Source organism: Subtercola boreus (assembly GCF_006716115.1).
GTDB lineage: Bacteria > Actinomycetota > Actinomycetes > Actinomycetales > Microbacteriaceae > Subtercola > Subtercola boreus.
This window is the reverse complement of sequence record NZ_VFOO01000001.1, coordinates 1,483,827-1,499,672: the sequence shown is the minus strand read 5'-3', so window position 1 is coordinate 1,499,672 and position 15,846 is coordinate 1,483,827. Positions and strand designations below refer to the sequence as shown.

The following is a 15,846-nucleotide window of genomic DNA, read 5'->3' as shown; positions in this document are numbered from 1 at the left end:
GCCGGCATGTCCAACGCCCTCTCCACCCGAGTGGATGTCGCGATCCGCGGCATCCGGGTCGACGCTCCTGTCACGCGGCAGGCCGGTGCCGGCCCGAGCGACGACGCGCACGTGATGTTCGGTGGCGAGCAGGCGGCCATCCCGCAGAATCCGAACAGTCCGTACCTGGTCAAGAACGGTCGACTGCTTCTGGATGGCGCGGACATGGGTCTCGACGTCGTGCCGGTGACACGGCCGAAGTTCTACGACCTGTCGACGGCCGATGGAGTCTCGTACGAGCAGATCGCGCGGCTGCACGGCGCGAATGTGCTCGCCACGACGGTCGTGCAGACGTGCATCCGGTACGGCGAGACCGACCGCTGCCGGTTCTGCGCGATCGAGGCCTCGCTCCGGTCGGGTTCGACGATCGCGGTCAAGACGCCCGCGATGATTGCCGAGGTGGCGCTCGCGGCATACGAGCTCGACGGCATCCAGCAGATGGTGATGACCACCGGCACCTCGAACGGAAAGGATCGCGGCGCCAAGCATCTCGCACGCTGCGTGAAGGCTGTGCGGGCCGTGCTGCCCGACCTGCCCATCCAGGTGCAGTGCGAGCCGCCCGGCGACCTGCAGACGATCACCGACCTCTACGAGGCGGGGGCGCGCTCGATCGGCATCCACGTCGAGTCGATGGATGACGACGTCAGGGCGAAGTGGATGCCCGGCAAGAGCTCGGTCAGCCTCGACGAGTACCGCGCGGCCTGGCGTGAGGCCGTTCGCGTGTTCGGCCACAACCAGGTCTCGACCTACCTGCTCGTCGGGATGGGCGAAGACCCCGACGAGATGGTGGCCGGCGCGCAGGAACTCATCGACATGGGGGTGTACCCGTTCGTCGTTCCGTTCCGGCCGCTGAAGGGCACCCTCGCGACCGATGTCGACCACGTTCCCGCGCCGAACCGGCTCGTGCTCGAGGACATCTCGCGCCGCGTCGGAGCGTCGCTGGTCGCGGCCGGGATGCACGGGGCCGACCAGCAGGCCGGCTGCGCAGCCTGCGGTGCGTGCAGCATCCTGAAGACGGCGGGTGCCTGATGAGCGTCGACGTCCCGTTCCTGACAGGGGCCCCGCGGGCACCGCTGGCCGGAGCCGGTCCCGTTCCGGTGCCGTACCTGGTGCACGAGGCCGACGCCGCAGAAGTGCAGGCGTACAGAGTGCTCCGCCGGGAGACGTTCGTCGAGGAGCAGGGGCTGTTCGAGGGGCACGACCTCGACGACCTCGACCTCGACGCGCGCACGGTCGTGCTTGTCGCGCGGGCCCTCGACGGCACCGTGCTCGGCGGGGTGCGACTCGCCCCGGCCACGCCGGACACCGACCTCGGCTGGTGGACGGGATCGCGCCTGGTCGTCGCCCGCTCGGCCCGCGGCCAGCTCGGCATCGGCCCTGCTCTCGTGCAGGCTGCGTGCGCTCACGCCGAAGCCCGCGGGGTGCTGCGGTTCGAGGCCACGGTGCAGCCCGCAGCCGAACGGATGTTCGCGCGGCTCGGCTGGGAACGACTCGGTGAGACGACCGTCGCCGGTGTCACGCACGCCCGACTGCGCTGGCCGATCGGGCGGATCCAACGGGCATCCGACGCAGCGAAGGCGCACCTGGAGGCGCTGCTCGACCCGTTCGGCGGCTGGGTCAACGCGCATCCGCTCTCCCTCGGCGGGCCCGACTACGTCGGCGACGACGGCGCGCCCGTGCCCGGCACCGACGTGATCGCCGCGTGCGACGCGATCCTGCCCGCGATGGTGGAGCGCGACCCCGAGTGGGCTGGCTGGTGCGCCATCCTGGTGAACCTGAACGACATCAGCGCGATGGGGGCGACCCCTGTGGGAGTACTGGACTCGCTCGGTGCTCGGGACGCGTCGTTCGCCCGGCGCATCCTGTCCGGGCTCCGGGAGGCGACGGAAGCGTGGGGCGTGCCGGTGCTCGGTGGCCACACCCAGCTCGGCGTGCCGGCGTCGCTCAGCGTGACGGCCCTCGGCCGCACCGACTCTCCCGTGCGGGGTGGGGGCGCCCGCGCCGGACACGCCGTGACGGTGACCGCCGACCTCAGCGGAGGGTGGCGGCGCGGGTACGACGGCTCCCAGTGGGACTCGTCGTCCGGCCGTTCGGGGCAGGAGCTCCGCGCGCTCGGTGCGCTGGTGCCGACCGCCCGGCCCGCTGCCGCGAAGGACATCAGCATGGCCGGCCTTGTCGGCACGATCGGCATGATGGCCGAGGCATCCGGTGTCGGGGCCGAGCTGAGTGTCGCCGACATCCCGCGCCCTGGCGCTTCCGGGATGGCCGACTGGCTGACCTGCTTCCCGGGGTTCGGGATGGTCACGGCCGACGCACCGGGTGCGAGCCGGATGCCCGGGATGCCCGGAGTCGTCGCTGCGGCCGGTTCGTCTTCGCGCACGGCCGCCGCCGGGCATCCACCGCTCGCCGCCTCGGCCGAGTGCGGCACCATGACACACCAGCGGGGCGTCCGCCTGCGCTGGCCTGACGGAGAACTGACGACCGTGGTCGAATCCACGGTCACCGGATTGGGACGAGCATGACCAACGACGTACGCGTCGCGGCGGTGGCCGAGAACTTCGGCCGCGACCTCGAGCAGAACTACCACCTGATCGGCACACTGCTCGCCGAGGCACGGGCCCAGGGCGTCGCGCTCCTCGCCCTGCCGGAAGCGGCCCTCGGCGGGTACCTGTCGAGCCTCGGCGGTGGGCGGGATGTCGCGGAGACCCTCAAGCGCCGACCCGACTCGCTCCCGCCGGCGTTGCGGCTCGATGGGCCGGAGCTCGCGCGGGTGATCGCGATGGCGGGCGACATCGTCGTGGTCGTCGGATTCTGCGAAGCCGACGGCGACCTCCGGTACAACACGGCTGTCGCCCTCGACGGGTCGGGAGTGCTCGGGGTGCACCGCAAGGTGCACCAGCCGCTGGGGGAGAACATGTCGTACGCCGCGGGCGTGGAGTTCGAGGCGTTCGACACCCCCGTCGGCCGCATCGGCCTGCTGATCTGCTACGACAAGGCCTTCCCCGAGGCGGCGCGTTCGCTCGCCCTCGACGGCGCGGAGATCGTGGTGTGCATCTCGGCCTGGCCGGCCTCCCAGACGGCTTCGAGCGACGACCTCAGCGAGGACCGCTGGACGAAGCGCTTCAACCTCTTCGACCAGGCCCGCGCACTCGAGAACCAGATCGTCTGGGTCGCGTCCAACCAGAGCGGCACGTTCGGGTCGCTGCGGTTCGTCTCGAACGCGAAGGTGGTGGGGCCGGGTGGCGACATCCTCGCCACGACGGGCACGGCGAGCGGGATGGCCGTGGCCTCCGTCGACGTCACAGAGCTGCTCGGCACCGCCCGCCGTTCGATGTTCCACCTGCGCGACCGGATGCCCGCGACCTACCGCGTGACCGAATCGGAGGTCTCCCATGCCTGAGATGACGTTCACCGTGCGCTGGCCCGACGGCAGCGTAGCCGACTGCTACTCGCCGTCGCTCGTGATGCACGACCACCTGCTCGCAGGGGAGAGCTACCCGCTCGCCGAGTTCGTCAACCGCACGAACACCGCCCTCGACCTGGCAAGCGAACGGGTTCGGGCCAAGTACGGTTTCGAATGCACGTCGGCCCGGCAGCAGCAGAGCGAGATCGCGCTGGCTGCGTCGCGCTTCGCCGCGGCACCGGATGCCCGCGTCGAGGTTCTCGCGATGGTGCCGCCGCTCGGGGTGAACCCGTGAGCGGGGAGAGCCGGGCATCCGGAGCCGTCGAGGTGACCACCGAGTCCGCCGTCGACCCTGCCAGCCCTCAGCACCACGCCGTCGTCATCATCGGCGCCGGCCAGGCCGGACTCTCGGCCAGCTGGCACCTCACCCAGCAGGGAATCGAGCACGTGCTGCTCGAACGCGGCACGATCGCGCACGAATGGAAGGACGGGCGCTGGGACAACTTCACGCTCGTCACCCCGAACTGGCAGTGCCGGCTTCCGGGCCACGAGTACGCCGGCGACGACCCCGACGGGTTCATGAAACGCGACCTCGTGTACGACTTCGTGCGGGAGTACGCGGAGCTCTTCGGCGCGCCCGTGCGGGAGAACGTGTCGGTCGACCAGCTCACCGAGGGGGCGGCCGGGGGTTTCGCGCTCAGCACCTCGGCCGGCCCGATGACGGCCGACAACGTGATCGTCGCCACCGGCGGGTACCACAAGCCGATCATCCCGGCCTCGGCCGAACGCCTGCCCCCGTGGATCACGCAGGTGCACTCCTCGGAGTACAAGAACGCCGGCGCACTGCCGCCCGGTGCCGTGCTGGTCGTCGGAACCGGACAGTCGGGCGCCCAGATCGCGGAGGACCTGCACCTCGAGGGCCGGAAAGTGCACCTCGCGGTGGGCGGTGCCCCGCGCGCGCCGCGTTTCTACCGGGGCCGCGACAGCCTCGACTGGCTGAACGAGATGGGCGTCTACGACATCCCCGTGCAGCTCCAGCCCGGCGGGCTCGCTGCGCGCGAGAAGACGAACCACTACTTCACCGGTCGCGACGGCGGACGGGACATCGACCTCCGCCAGTTCGCGCTCGAAGGCATGCGGCTCTACGGCCGCCTGAAGCGCGCCAACGGCACCTCGCTGCAGTTCGCCCCGAACCTCGCGGCTTCGCTCGACTACGCCGACTCCGTGGCCGAGTCGATCAAGAACGACATCGACCGCTACATCGCCCGGGAGGGGATCGAGGCACCCACCGAGGCGCCTTATGTGCCGGTGTGGCATCCACCGTTCGAAGCCACCGAACTCGACCTCGCCATCAACGAGGTCTCGACGATCATCTGGTCGATCGGCTACCGGGCGGACTACAGCTGGATCCGGGTCGGCGTGTTCGACGGGCTGGGCCAGCCGACGCACACGCGAGGCGTGACCGGGATCCCGGGGCTGTACTTCCTCGGGCTGCCGTGGCTGCACACCTGGGGATCGGGCCGGTTCGCGGGCATCGCGCGCGACGCGGAATACGTGGCGGGGGCCATCGGCGGAGCGCTGGGCGGGTCGGCTGCGGTGGCCGGCGCCGCGGCACCAGCGGGTACGGCACCGGATGACGCGGAGGAGTCGACGGCGGTGCGCCAGACCGTCTCGTCCCCAGCGGGAGCCTGACGGGCATCCGCTCGCTCGTACACTCGACTCCATGGCAGAAATCACGCTGGCCGCCGTCGCCGCGCACTTCGGGCGCGACATCGATCGCGCGATGCCGAAGATCGAAGGAATCATCGCCGACGCGCGCTCGCAGGAGGTCGACCTGCTGGTCTTCCCCGACGCGACGCTCGGCGGTTACCTCGCGAGCCTGGCGAGCCCCGACCCCGCGGAACTGCCGCCGCCGGTGGCGATCGACGGGCCGGAGATCAGCCAGATCATCCAGTGGGCCGGCGACATGGTGGTGTGCCTGGCCTTCACCGAGGAGGTCGTGGTCGCGGATGCCCGGCACCTCTACAACACGTCCGTGTGCGTCGACTCGACCGGGGTGCTGGGGGTGCATCGCAAGGTGCACCAGCCGCTCGGGGAGTCGCTCGTGTACGACCACGGCGACTCGTTCACCGCCTTCGACACGCCCGTCGGCCGGATCGGCATGCTGATCGACTACGACAAGACCTTCCCCGAGGCGGCCCGCTCGCTCGCCCTCGACGGGGCGGAGATCATCGCCTGCCTGTCGGCGTGGCCGGCGAGCACGACGAACCGTGCGGAGCGGCTGCCGCAGGATCGACAGTCGCGCCTGTTCGACCTCTACGACTGCGCGCGGGCGGCTGAGAACCAGGTGATCCTCGTCTCGTCGAACCAGACCGGGGTGATGGGCGGGCTGCGGTTCCTCGGACAGGCGAAGGTGGTCGGGCCGGGCGGCGACGTGCTCGCGAAGACGTGGAACAAGGGGGCGCTCGCGGTGGCGCACATCGACGTGCAGCACGAGGTCGGGCGTGCGCGTCGGAAGCTGCACCACCTGCAGGAGCGGGCGGTGGGGGCGTACCACCCGGGGATCCTCGGCGGCGGGGTGGGTGCGCCCGCTGGTGTCGCCGCGGATCTGCCCGCCCGGGCATCCGTCCCGCTGGCCGGGCTGGTCTGAGCCGTGCGCATCGCGCTGCTCACCTACTCGACCAAGCCGCGCGGCGGCGTCGTGCACACCCTCGCCCTCGCCGAAGCGCTCGCCGCGGCCGGCGAACAGGTCGACGTCTGGACCCTCGGGCGCGGCGGCGACCAGGCCTTCTTCCGCCGGGTCGACCCGCGGGTGGGGCTCCGGGTCGTGCCGTTCGCCGCGCGAGACGGAGAGACGGTGGGGGAGCGCATCCTCCGTTCGATCGAGAGCCTCCGGGCATCCTTCACCCCCGAGGTGTACGACATCGTGCACGCCCAGGACTGCATCTCGGCCAATGCGGTCGACCGCTCGATCCGCACGGTGCACCACCTCGACACCTTCACGACGCCCGAGCTCGTCGCCTGCCACGAGCGGGCGATCGTGCGCCCGCTCGCGCTGGTCTGCGTGTCGGCCGCCGTCGCGGGAGAGGTGCAGGCCGGCTGGGGGCGCACCGCCACGGTCATCCCGAACGGCGTCGACTCAGCGCGCTTCGAGGCCGCCGCCTCCCCGGCCGATCCGGCCGCTGTCGCCGCCGTCACCCGCTGGCAGCAGTCGCTCGGGCGCTACGTTCTCGCGGTCGGTGGGATCGAACCACGCAAGGGCAGCATCGACCTGCTGGAGGCGTTCGCGCGGGTGCAGGCCGCGGTTCCGGATGCCCGGCTGGTATTCGCGGGCGGCGAGACGTTGTTCGACTACTCGGACTACCGGTCGCGGTTCGAGGCGCGGGCCGCGGAGCTCGGGGTGGCGTACGAGCTGCTCGGGACCGTGGACGACGGCGACCTGCCGTCCCTCGTGGCGGGTGCCGCCGTGCTGTCGTTCGTCTCGACGAAAGAGGGCTTCGGGCTCGCCGCGATGGAGGCGCTCGCGGCCGGCGTGCCTGTGGTCGCGCGCGACCTGCCGGTGCTCCGCGAGGTGTTCGGCGCGGCGGTCACCTACGCGTCGGATGTCGCGGGCATCGCCGCCGCGCTGGCCGCCCTCCTGGCGCTCCGCGCCCCCGCCCGCCTCCCTCGCGCCCCCCTCCCTCTCGCCCCCACCCCCGCAAACCATCGAGTGGGCGAAAAGGGCCCCAAAACCAGCGTTTTAGGGCCCCTTTCGCCCACTCGATCGAGCGCGAGCGATGGTGGGAGCCTGCGAGGCGACGGGAGTGCGACGGAGTGGGATCCCGAGCAGGGGCGTGCGCTCGCGCGGACGTACAGCTGGGCATCCGCCGCCCGGAGCCACCGCGACCTGTACCGAATGCTGCTCGCCACGGCCGCCACCCCGCCCGGCCCCGCCACGGCGGCCCCCGCGCCCGGCCCCGGCGCGGCTCCCACCCCGTCCGGCCCCGCCACCCCGTCTGGCCCCGCCACGGCGGCCACCGCGGCCGGCCGCGCCACGGCGGCGACCCCGGCCGGCCCCGCCACCGCGGGCCGCCCGTCGAGCGCGGACTGACCACCGTGGCGCGGATGACGATCTCGCGGGCGATCTCGTGGCTGGCCGCCAAGCATCCCGACGCCGTCGCCGTGCGAGACGACACCACCGCGCTGACGTGGCGGCAACTCGCCCTCCGCACGAACCGGCTGGCCCGCGCCTACGCCGAACTCGGGGTCGGCGTCGACTCGCTCGTCACCGTCGCCCTCACGAACCAGGTCGCCTTCGTGGAGAGCTGCATCGCGGTCTGGAAGCTCGGCGCCACGCCTCAGCCACTCTCCTATCGGCTGCCGCCCGCCGAGCGCGCCGCCGTGCTGGCGCTCGCGCGCCCCGCCCTCGTGATCGGGCTGCCGCCTGACCCCGCCACCCCGCCTGCCGAGGGGGCCACCCCGTCGGCCGAACCCGCTGCCCCGTCCGGCTGGCCCGTGCGGCAGGCCGCCCCGCCCGCGGCATCCGCCGCCCCGCCCCACCTCCCCTCGGACTTCGCGCCGCGCGCCGACCTCTCCGATGCCGAACTCCCGGACGCTGCGGCCGCCTCGTGGAAGGCCCCCACGTCCAGCGGCAGCACCGGGCGTCCGAAACTGATTCTCGCCGCCGCCTCCGCGCACATCGACCCGGAGGGCCGCGTCGCTTCGTTCGTGCCCGCGCACGCGGTGCAGCTCGTGGCAGGGCCGCTGTTCCACTCCGCCCCGTTCACCTACGCGATGCGCGGGCTGATGACCGGCCATACCCTCGTCATCCTGCCGCGCTTCGACGAGCGCCAGTGGCTTGACGCCGTCGGCCGGCACGGCGTCACCTGGGCGCCCCTCGTACCGACCATGATGAACCGGATCTGGCGCCTCCCGCAGCGCGAGAAGGATGCCGCAGACCTCAGCTCGCTCGACTCGATCCTGCACATCGGCTCGGCCTGCCCGCCCACGCTGAAGCGCGCCTGGATCGACTGGATCGGCCCCGACCGCGTCACCGAGGTCTACGCCGGCACCGAGTCGCAGGGCATCACCACCATCTCCGGGGGCGAGTGGCTCGAGCATCCGGGGTCCGTCGGACGGCCCGGCGGAGGCTCGGAGATGCAGATCTGGGGCCCGGATGACGCACCCCTGCCCGTGGGTGAGACCGGCCGCATCATGATGAGGCGGTCGGGTGGTCCGACCTATTCGTACCGCGGGAGCGTCGCGGGGCCGCGGCCGGACGGCTGGGACACCCTGGGGGACCTCGGTCATCTCGACGCCGACGGCTACCTCTATGTCGCCGACCGGGCCGACGACCTCATCATCACGGGAGGCGCGAATGTCTACCCCGCGGAGGTGGAGGCCGTGCTCGAGGAGCACCCGGGCATCCGCTCGGCTGTGGTGTTCGGCCTGCCCGGCGACGACCTCGGCGAGGTGGTGGCAGCGCTGGTCGACGTGGGCGGGGCGCCGGCGGGCGCTGCGGCCAGCGCGGCGGCACGCGACGGGGGTGGCGCGCGGCGCGGTGGTGCTGCGGCGGGCGACGGGAGTGGCGCGCGGCGCGATGGTGCTGCGGTGGGCAACGGGCGCGACCCGCGGCGCGAGGGTGCGGACGCACTCACGGAGGTCGAGCTGCTCGACTGGCTGCGCCCGCGACTCGACCCGGAGAAGCGGCCGCGCCGCATCGAGTTCACGGACGAGCCCGTGCGCGACGACGCGGGCAAAGCGCGCCGTCACCTCCTGCGTGCTGAGCGCGGAGCGCGGGGTGCCGCGGGGCTCGGCGACTGATGCCGCAGCCCGCGGAATCCCCTTCACCGCGCCTTCCCTCCACCGCGCCTCCCCTTCAGCGCACCGCATACCCCGCGTCGGCGAGCAGCCCGGCCGTCAGCTCCCACAACCGCACGGCAGAGTCGGCGTCGGTCGCATGTGCGGCGACGCCCCGACGGACGCCCTCGACGAACGGCTCAGCCACCCGGCAGTCCTCGAAGTAGGCGCCGGTCACCCCCGCGACCACCGGCGACGCCGCGAGCAGCACCGACGTGGCGGCACCCTGCTCGACGGTCTTCTCTGAGACCCCCGTCGAACCGGACGGGTCGAACGCCGCGGGCGGAGCATCCATGTGCCGGCTGAGGCCGGTGCTCCAGATGCGGCCGGGATTGCAGGCGTTGACCGCGATGCCGTCGTTTTGCCAGAGCCGGGCGGCCTCGACAGCGAAAAGGATGTTCGCCGTCTTCGATTGGCTGTAGGCGACCCACGGGTCGTACGGCAGGCGGAGCATGTTCGGGTCGTCGAACAGGATCCCTCCGTTGACGTGCCCGACCGAACTCACGGCGACGACGCGGGCGTTCCCGCTGCGGGCGAGCGCGTCATGCAGCCCGAGCGCCAGCTGGAAGTGGCCGACGTGGTTGGTGGCGAACTGCAGCTCCCAGCCCTCGGAGGTGCGCGTCAGGGGGGTCGCCATCACCCCGGCATTGTTCACCAGGATGTGCACGTCGTCGCTCCACCCGGCGAGAAACCTCTCGACCGAGGCTGGTTCGGCGAGGTCCAGTTCTCGAACGTCAGGTGCCGGGCGGCCTGTGGATGTTGCGATCCCCGCAGCGACGTCGCGCCCGGCCTGCACGTTCCGCACCGCGAGGGTCACCTCGGCGCCGGCCCGTGAGAGCTCGCGAGCGGTCTCGGTGCCGATACCCGACGCCGCTCCGGTCACGATGGCGCGCCGCCCCGAGAGGTCCACGCCGGCGAGCACCTCCCGGGCCGTGGTGGTCGCTCCGAACGCGTGTTCTCTGCTGTTGGTCATGGGGCTTCCTCTGCGCTAATCTGGAACTCATTCCGGTTAACTGTAAGCGGAACTAATTCCGTTTGCAAGGAGGATGGTATGGCGGCACGTGCACTGCGTTCAGACGCCCAGGGCAACCACGACCACATCCTCACCGTCGCCACCGGCCTCTTCGCTGAACGTGATGCCGACACGAGCCTCAAGGGCGTGGCCCGAGCCGCCGGTGTCGGGGTGGGCACCGTCTATCGTCGCTTCCCCACCCGCGACGACCTCGTCGAAGCCGTCTACCGCACGGAGACGGAGCGGCTCGGCGCGGTTGCCGACAGCCTGCTCCAGAAGAATCCACCCCTCGTGGCGCTCCGGCTCTGGATGGACGGCTTCGTGCAGTTCATGTTCACCAAACAGGGCATGGCGGATGCTCTGCCGGCCATCCTCGGCGCGCACGACGGCCTGCGGGGGCACTCCCGCGACGTTCTGCGTGCCGCCATCGGGCGACTGCGTGCGGCGGCCGTTGCCGACGGCACCCTCCGGGCTGACGTGCCGGCCGACGACATCATGCTCGGTCTCGGCGGCATCACGCTGATCGCCGCCCACGAGCGGGACCAAGCGCTCGCCGCGCGACTGCTCGACCTGCAGCTCGAGGGGCTCAGGGTCCGCTGAGCCGCCCCGGTCGCGCCCCTCGCGCTCGCACCGCGAACCCTGCGCACGCCACCACCACGAGGGCTGCGGCCACGACCAGCGGCTCGAGGTGCTCCCCGAAGAACAGCGCCGCCCAGACAATGGTCAGCACCGGCTGAAGCAGTTGGATCTGGCTCACATTCGAGATGGGGCCGATCGCGAGGCCCCGGTACCACACGAAGAATCCGAGGAACTGGCTGATCACGCTGACATAGGCGAATGCCAGCCAGCCGTCGACCCCGGCGACGAGAGGTCCGTGCGACGCGCCGAGCAGGGTCAGCGGCACCATCACCGGCAGCGCCAGCACGAGCGCCCAGCAGATGATCTGCCAGGATCCGAGTTCGCGGGCGAGCAGTGCGCCCTCCGCGTATCCGACAGCGGCGAGGGCGACGGCTGCGAGCAGCAGCAGGTCGGAGGGTTGGAGTCCGCTGAAGCCGCCACCGCTCACGTCGACGAAGGCGACGACGGCGACGAGTCCGGCGATACTCGCGATCCAGAACGGCCGGCTGGGCCGCTCCCCGCCCCGCAGCACGGCGACGACGGCCGTGGCCGCAGGCAGTACCCCGATGACCACCGCACCGTGCGCGGCCGGGGCGGAGTGCATCGCGAAGCTGGTCAGCAGGGGGAACCCCGCCACCACCCCCGCCGCGACGACGAGCAGCCTCAGCCACTGCCGCCCGCGTGGCAGGCGGGGCCGGATGATCGCCAGCACGATCCCGGCCAGAACGGCCGCCACGACGGCGCGCCCCGCGCCCACGAACAGCGGATCGAGCGTGCTGACCGCGACCCGCGTGAAGGGCAGAGTGAACGAGAACGACAGTACGCCGAGGAAGCCGAAGACGAGGCCGGCAGGGAGTCCTCGGCCCGCGGCAGGCGGGCTGCCGGTCATCGCTTCGGGCGATAACGCACCAGGGCGGAGGGGAGTAGCGCTACTCTTGTCTGTCATGAATCAGGATAGCACTGACCATCGCCTGGACCGCCACCTGCGGCACCTCATCGACTCCAGCGGCGCCGGCGCCAAACTGCCACCCACCCGGACGCTCGTGGGGGATTTCGCGGTGAGCCCGCTGACCCTGCAGCGGGTGGTGCAGCGCCTCGCGCAGGAAGGTCTCCTCGAGACCCGGCCGGGCTCCGGCACGTTCGTCGCCCGGCAGCGGCTCGCCCTGCGCGCGGACTTCTCCTGGCAAACCACTTCGCTCGGCCCCGCCCGGAACGGCGCGGCGACCGTCGGCACGTCGATGGCGCTGAACGCCCCCGACGCCATCGCGATGCACGGCGGCTATCCCGGCGAGGAGCTTCTTCCCACCCGCCTGGTGCGCGCGGCCCTCACCCGCGCCGCCCGCGGCAGCGCTGCCTTCGACCGGCCGCCGGTCGCGGGTCTCGGGGAGCTCCGCGCCTGGTTCGCTAACGAGGTCAGGTCGGGGCCGGGCGGCCGGTCATCCGGAGTCTCGGGGGACGACGTGATCATCGTTCCCGGGAGCCAGAGCGCGCTGACGTCGATCTTCCGTGCCCTCGCGCAGCCGGGCGACGCGATCGTGATGGAGTCGCCGACCTACTGGGGCGCCATCGCGGCAGCCCACCAGGCCGGGCTGGTGATCGTGCCCGTCGCACGGGGAGCCGCAGCGCCCTCCGCGGAAGCCCTCGACGACGCCTTTGCGAGCAGCGGCGCGCGCCTGTTCTACGCCCAACCGCACTTCGCCAACCCGACCGGCGCGCTCTGGACCCCGGCGGAGACCCGCGCGATCCTCGACGTGGCCCGTGCCCGCAATGCCTTCGTGATCGACGACGACTGGGCGCACGACTTCGGCATCGATGCGGATGCCCGCCCGATCATCGCCGATGACACCGACGGTCACGTGGTCTACCTCCGCTCGCTCACCAAGAGCGTGTCGTCGTCGCTCCGGGTGGGCGCCCTGGTCGCGCGCGGGCCGGCGCTCGCGCGCATCCAGGTCGACCGCACGGTGACCGATCTGTACGTCAGCGGAATGCTGCAGGCCGCAGCCGTCGACGTGGTCACCGACCCGGCCTGGCGGAGTCACCTGTCCCGCCTGAGGTCGCAGCTGAGGCTCCGCCGGGACACCCTGGCGGGGCTGGTCGCCGGCCGGCTGGGCGGCGAGACGCTCACCTCGTTGCCGCGGGGTGGGCTCAATCTCTGGCTGCGTTTCGACGATCGGGTGGATGCCCGCACCCTCGCTTCTCGGTGCCTCGCAGCGGGGCTCGCGGTGGCCCCCGGGAACGACTGGTTCCCGACCGAACCGCCCGGCTCGTTCCTCCGCCTGAACTACTCGGGCGCGCACCCGGAGCGCTTCGAGGAGGCGGTGGGCATCCTCGAGGCGGCCCGCGACGCGCTCCGCTGACCCGGCGGCGGCGGCAAGGCGCTCCGCTGAGGCGGCGGCGGCAGCGACGCGCTCCGCTGACCCGGCGGCGGCAAGGCGCTCCGCTAAGGCGGCGGCGGCCGCGAGGCGCTGCGCGGAGCCCGCGCTCACCCCGCAGGCCGCGACGGCAGCTCCTGCAACGTCCACGAGTTGCCGTCGGGATCGGCGAACGTCACGAACCGTCCCCACGAGAGCTCTTCCACCTCCGAAGCCTCGACCCCGGCCGCGAGCAGGGCCGCCCGGGCATCCGACGCACTCGCGACGACCACCTGGATCGCCTTCAGCGACCCGGGCTCCATCTCGCTGATGCCCTCGCCGAATGCGATCGAGCAGGCCGAGCCCGGCGGCGTCAGCTGCACGAAACGGAGGGTGTCGCTCACCCGCCGGTCGAAGTCGGCGTGAAAGCCGACCTGGTCGACGTAGAACGCTTTCGCGCGGTCGACGTCGGTGACGGGAACGAAGACGAGTTCGATCTTCCAGTCCATGGGGTGCTCCTCTGCAGTCGCCGGCCCCGCTTCGATGCGTGAGCCTTTCTCACACCCTACGACGAGCCTCCGACACCGCGGCCGGAACCTGGCGTGAGACCTCAGTTCACCGTGAGTGGGTGGCTTCCGTTCCGGCCGTCCTCGCCACGGTCGAGCCCGGCGATGACGGTGAGCTCGTCGGCCGTCAGCTCGAAGTCGAACAGGTCGAAGTTCTCGGCCATCCGATCGCGGTTGTTCGACTTCGGGATCACGATGTTGCCGATCTGCAGGTGCCAGCGCAAGATGACCTGGGCCACCGACTTGCTGTGCGCCGCCGCGATGGCACCGAGCTCCGGCGAAGAGTTGATGCGCCCCTGGCCGAGCGGCCCCCAGGCCTCCGTCGCGATGCCGTGCTCGGCGTGGAACGCGCGGAGTTCCGTCTGCTGCAGGTCGACGTGCAGCTCGATCTGGTTCACGGCGGGTACGACACCCGTCTCGGCGAGCAGCTGCTCGAGGTGCGGCACGAGGAAGTTCGAGACGCCGATCGAGCGGGCGAGACCCTGCTCCTGCAGCTGCTCGAGCGCCCGGAACGCCTCGACGAACGTGCCCTTCTCGGGCGTCGGCCAGTGGATCAGGTAGAGGTCGACGTAGTCGAGCTGCAGGCGGCCGAGGCTATTCTTCATGGCCTCGACGCCGTTCGTCTGATCGTTGTTCCAGAGCTTGGTGGTCACGAAGAGGTCTTCGCGGGCAATGCCGGACTCACGGATGGCGTGACCGACGCCCTCCTCGTTCTTGTAGATGGCCGCTGTGTCGAGGTGGCGGTAGCCGACCTCGAGGGCGTCGCGCACGATGCGGCTGGTCTTGTCGGGGTCGACCTTGAAGACTCCGAAGCCGAGCTGGGGGATCGTGAGGCCATCGTTCAGGGTGTATTCAGGTACCGTGTTCGTCATGCTTCAAGCTTAGGCAACTACTCTGGGGCGATCAGCCGAAAAGTACTCCCGCGAGGCCGCCCGTGGCCGGCGAGAAAGCGAGCAGTGCCCCATGCCCGACAGCCCGTTGTCGCGCACCCCCTATGAGGTGCTGGGTGTGAGCCCGGAGGCGACCGACGACGAACTCCGTCGGGCCTACCGCCGGCTGCTCCGGGAGACGCACCCTGACACGGGCGGAAGCGCAGCCGAGTTCCACGCGGTGCAACTCGCCTGGGAGCTGGTCGGCACGAGTGGGGAGCGCGCCGCCTACGACTCCGGGGCGGGCGCTCGTCGTTCGGCTCCGGATGCCCGTGCTGCGGGCGGCCCGGGCGGAGCATCCATGCCCCACCGCCCGGAGGGCAGCTCGTTGAAGGCGCGCTCGTACGGTCATCCGGGCGGCGACGAAAGAGAGCACTTCCTCACCCTCATGAAGGAGTGGGTGGGGCGGGGCGTCGACCTGCCCGACCCCTACGACCCGGCCCTGGTGCGTTCGGCGCCCCGGGAGATCCGGCGCTGGCTCGCGAAGGCGATGGCGGAGGAGGAGACAGCTCGCATCGTCTCGACGCTCGGCATCGGCTACACGATCTGGAACAACGTTCTGGTCGGCCGCACCGGCGGAAACATCGACCAGCTCGTGCTCGGCCCTGCCGGACTCTTCGCCATCCAGTCCGAGGACTGGGGGAGCGTGGTGCGGCTCTCCCGCGGCGAGCTCGTCGGTGAGGGAATCGCCGACGACGAGGAGCCGTTCCGGATGCTCGGACAGAACGCTCGCGCCCTGGCCCGCGAAGTGGGCGTGAAGTTCACTGCTCTGGTGATCGTCGTGCCCGACGACGACCTGGAATCGGCGATCGAGCAGATCGAGCGCGGCCGGCTCTCGGGATCGGTCGTGGTGCGGCGGTCGCTGCTGCCCCAGCTCCTCCGGAACGGCGTGGGCGGGGGAGACCGCGCGAGCGTCGACCGGGTGTTCGAGTTGCGCTCGCGGCTGCAGCAGGGTGTGCGCTTCGTCTGAGTGCGTTGGTCGACGCATGCGCCGCGGGGCATAGCTTGTAGCTTCAATGAACCTGAAAATCTGCTCAGGGATGTGACAAAGAGGTAACGGTTGGGTAACCTCGAAAAGTCGTCGCGATCA

The 15,846-nt window shown here is 71.4% G+C and carries 15 protein-coding genes; 11 read left to right on the top strand and 4 right to left on the bottom strand.

Going from position 1 to position 15,846, the window contains the following annotated elements; translation table 11 throughout:
* The first annotated feature begins 6 nt into the window (after window positions 1-6).
* The 8 genes from FB464_RS06985 to FB464_RS06950 are packed head-to-tail and all read left to right on the top strand — an operon-like array spanning window position 7 to window position 9,244.
* Window positions 7-1,068, top strand: coding sequence for an MSMEG_0568 family radical SAM protein (locus FB464_RS06985; RefSeq protein ID WP_116414502.1), 1,062 nt, complete (start codon window positions 7-9; stop codon window positions 1,066-1,068).
* Window positions 1,068-2,561, top strand: coding sequence for an MSMEG_0567/sll0787 family protein (locus tag FB464_RS06980; protein ID WP_116414503.1), 1,494 nt, complete (start codon window positions 1,068-1,070; stop codon window positions 2,559-2,561). The genes FB464_RS06985 and FB464_RS06980 overlap by 1 nt, the downstream gene beginning before the upstream one ends.
* Window positions 2,558-3,439 carry a carbon-nitrogen hydrolase family protein gene (locus FB464_RS06975; protein ID WP_116414504.1) on the top strand — a complete coding sequence of 294 codons (882 nt, stop codon included), beginning with the start codon at window positions 2,558-2,560 and terminating at the stop codon, window positions 3,437-3,439. The genes FB464_RS06980 and FB464_RS06975 overlap by 4 nt, the downstream gene beginning before the upstream one ends.
* Window positions 3,432-3,737: an MSMEG_0570 family nitrogen starvation response protein gene (locus tag FB464_RS06970; protein WP_116414505.1), complete on the top strand. Its 306-nt coding sequence runs from the start codon at window positions 3,432-3,434 to the stop codon at window positions 3,735-3,737. The genes FB464_RS06975 and FB464_RS06970 overlap by 8 nt, the downstream gene beginning before the upstream one ends.
* A complete protein-coding gene (locus FB464_RS06965; protein WP_170151817.1) occupies window positions 3,734-5,134 on the top strand; it encodes an MSMEG_0569 family flavin-dependent oxidoreductase in 1,401 nt (466 codons plus the stop codon). The genes FB464_RS06970 and FB464_RS06965 overlap by 4 nt, the downstream gene beginning before the upstream one ends.
* 31 nt (window positions 5,135-5,165) lie before the next feature.
* Window positions 5,166-6,092, top strand: coding sequence for a carbon-nitrogen hydrolase family protein (locus tag FB464_RS06960; protein WP_116414507.1), 927 nt, complete (start codon window positions 5,166-5,168; stop codon window positions 6,090-6,092).
* Window positions 6,093-6,095: 3 nt separating this feature from the next.
* Window positions 6,096-7,532, top strand: coding sequence for an MSMEG_0565 family glycosyltransferase (locus tag FB464_RS06955; protein ID WP_211327358.1), 1,437 nt, complete (start codon window positions 6,096-6,098; stop codon window positions 7,530-7,532).
* A gap of 14 nt (window positions 7,533-7,546) precedes the next feature.
* Window positions 7,547-9,244 (top strand): AMP-binding protein, encoded by a 1,698-nt coding sequence (locus FB464_RS06950; RefSeq protein ID WP_116414508.1) that lies wholly within the window; start codon window positions 7,547-7,549, stop codon window positions 9,242-9,244.
* Window positions 9,245-9,299: 55 nt separating this feature from the next.
* On the opposite strand, the gene FB464_RS06945 is transcribed toward FB464_RS06950, so the two are convergent.
* Window positions 9,300-10,253: an SDR family NAD(P)-dependent oxidoreductase gene (locus tag FB464_RS06945; protein WP_116414509.1), complete on the bottom strand. Its 954-nt coding sequence runs from the start codon at window positions 10,251-10,253 to the stop codon at window positions 9,300-9,302.
* A 78-nt stretch (window positions 10,254-10,331) separates the two neighbouring features.
* Here FB464_RS06945 and FB464_RS06940 point away from each other — a divergent pair, with 78 nt between their 5' ends.
* Window positions 10,332-10,892, top strand: coding sequence for a TetR/AcrR family transcriptional regulator (locus FB464_RS06940; protein ID WP_116414510.1), 561 nt, complete (start codon window positions 10,332-10,334; stop codon window positions 10,890-10,892).
* Here the strand turns inward: FB464_RS06940 and FB464_RS06935 are convergent.
* Window positions 10,879-11,799, bottom strand: a complete 921-nt coding sequence (locus FB464_RS06935; protein WP_246092959.1) for a DMT family transporter — start codon at window positions 11,797-11,799, stop codon at window positions 10,879-10,881. The genes FB464_RS06940 and FB464_RS06935 overlap by 14 nt on opposite strands.
* 55 nt (window positions 11,800-11,854) lie before the next feature.
* Here FB464_RS06935 and FB464_RS06930 point away from each other — a divergent pair, with 55 nt between their 5' ends.
* On the top strand, window positions 11,855-13,267 hold the full coding sequence (locus FB464_RS06930) for an aminotransferase-like domain-containing protein (protein ID WP_116414512.1): 1,413 nt from the start codon (window positions 11,855-11,857) through the stop codon (window positions 13,265-13,267).
* Between the two features lie 125 nt (window positions 13,268-13,392).
* Here the strand turns inward: FB464_RS06930 and FB464_RS06925 are convergent, their stop codons facing one another.
* Both FB464_RS06925 and FB464_RS06920 read right to left on the bottom strand, forming a co-directional pair.
* Complete coding sequence (locus FB464_RS06925; protein ID WP_116414513.1) at window positions 13,393-13,770, bottom strand: glyoxalase superfamily protein; 378 nt, start codon at window positions 13,768-13,770, stop codon at window positions 13,393-13,395.
* A gap of 101 nt (window positions 13,771-13,871) precedes the next feature.
* Window positions 13,872-14,699, bottom strand: coding sequence for an aldo/keto reductase (locus tag FB464_RS06920; protein WP_116414514.1), 828 nt, complete (start codon window positions 14,697-14,699; stop codon window positions 13,872-13,874).
* 91 nt (window positions 14,700-14,790) lie between these two features.
* Between FB464_RS06920 and FB464_RS06915 the strand changes: the two genes are divergently transcribed.
* Window positions 14,791-15,726, top strand: a complete 936-nt coding sequence (locus FB464_RS06915; RefSeq protein WP_116414515.1) for a DnaJ domain-containing protein — start codon at window positions 14,791-14,793, stop codon at window positions 15,724-15,726.
* The last annotated feature ends 120 nt before the right edge of the window (window positions 15,727-15,846 follow it).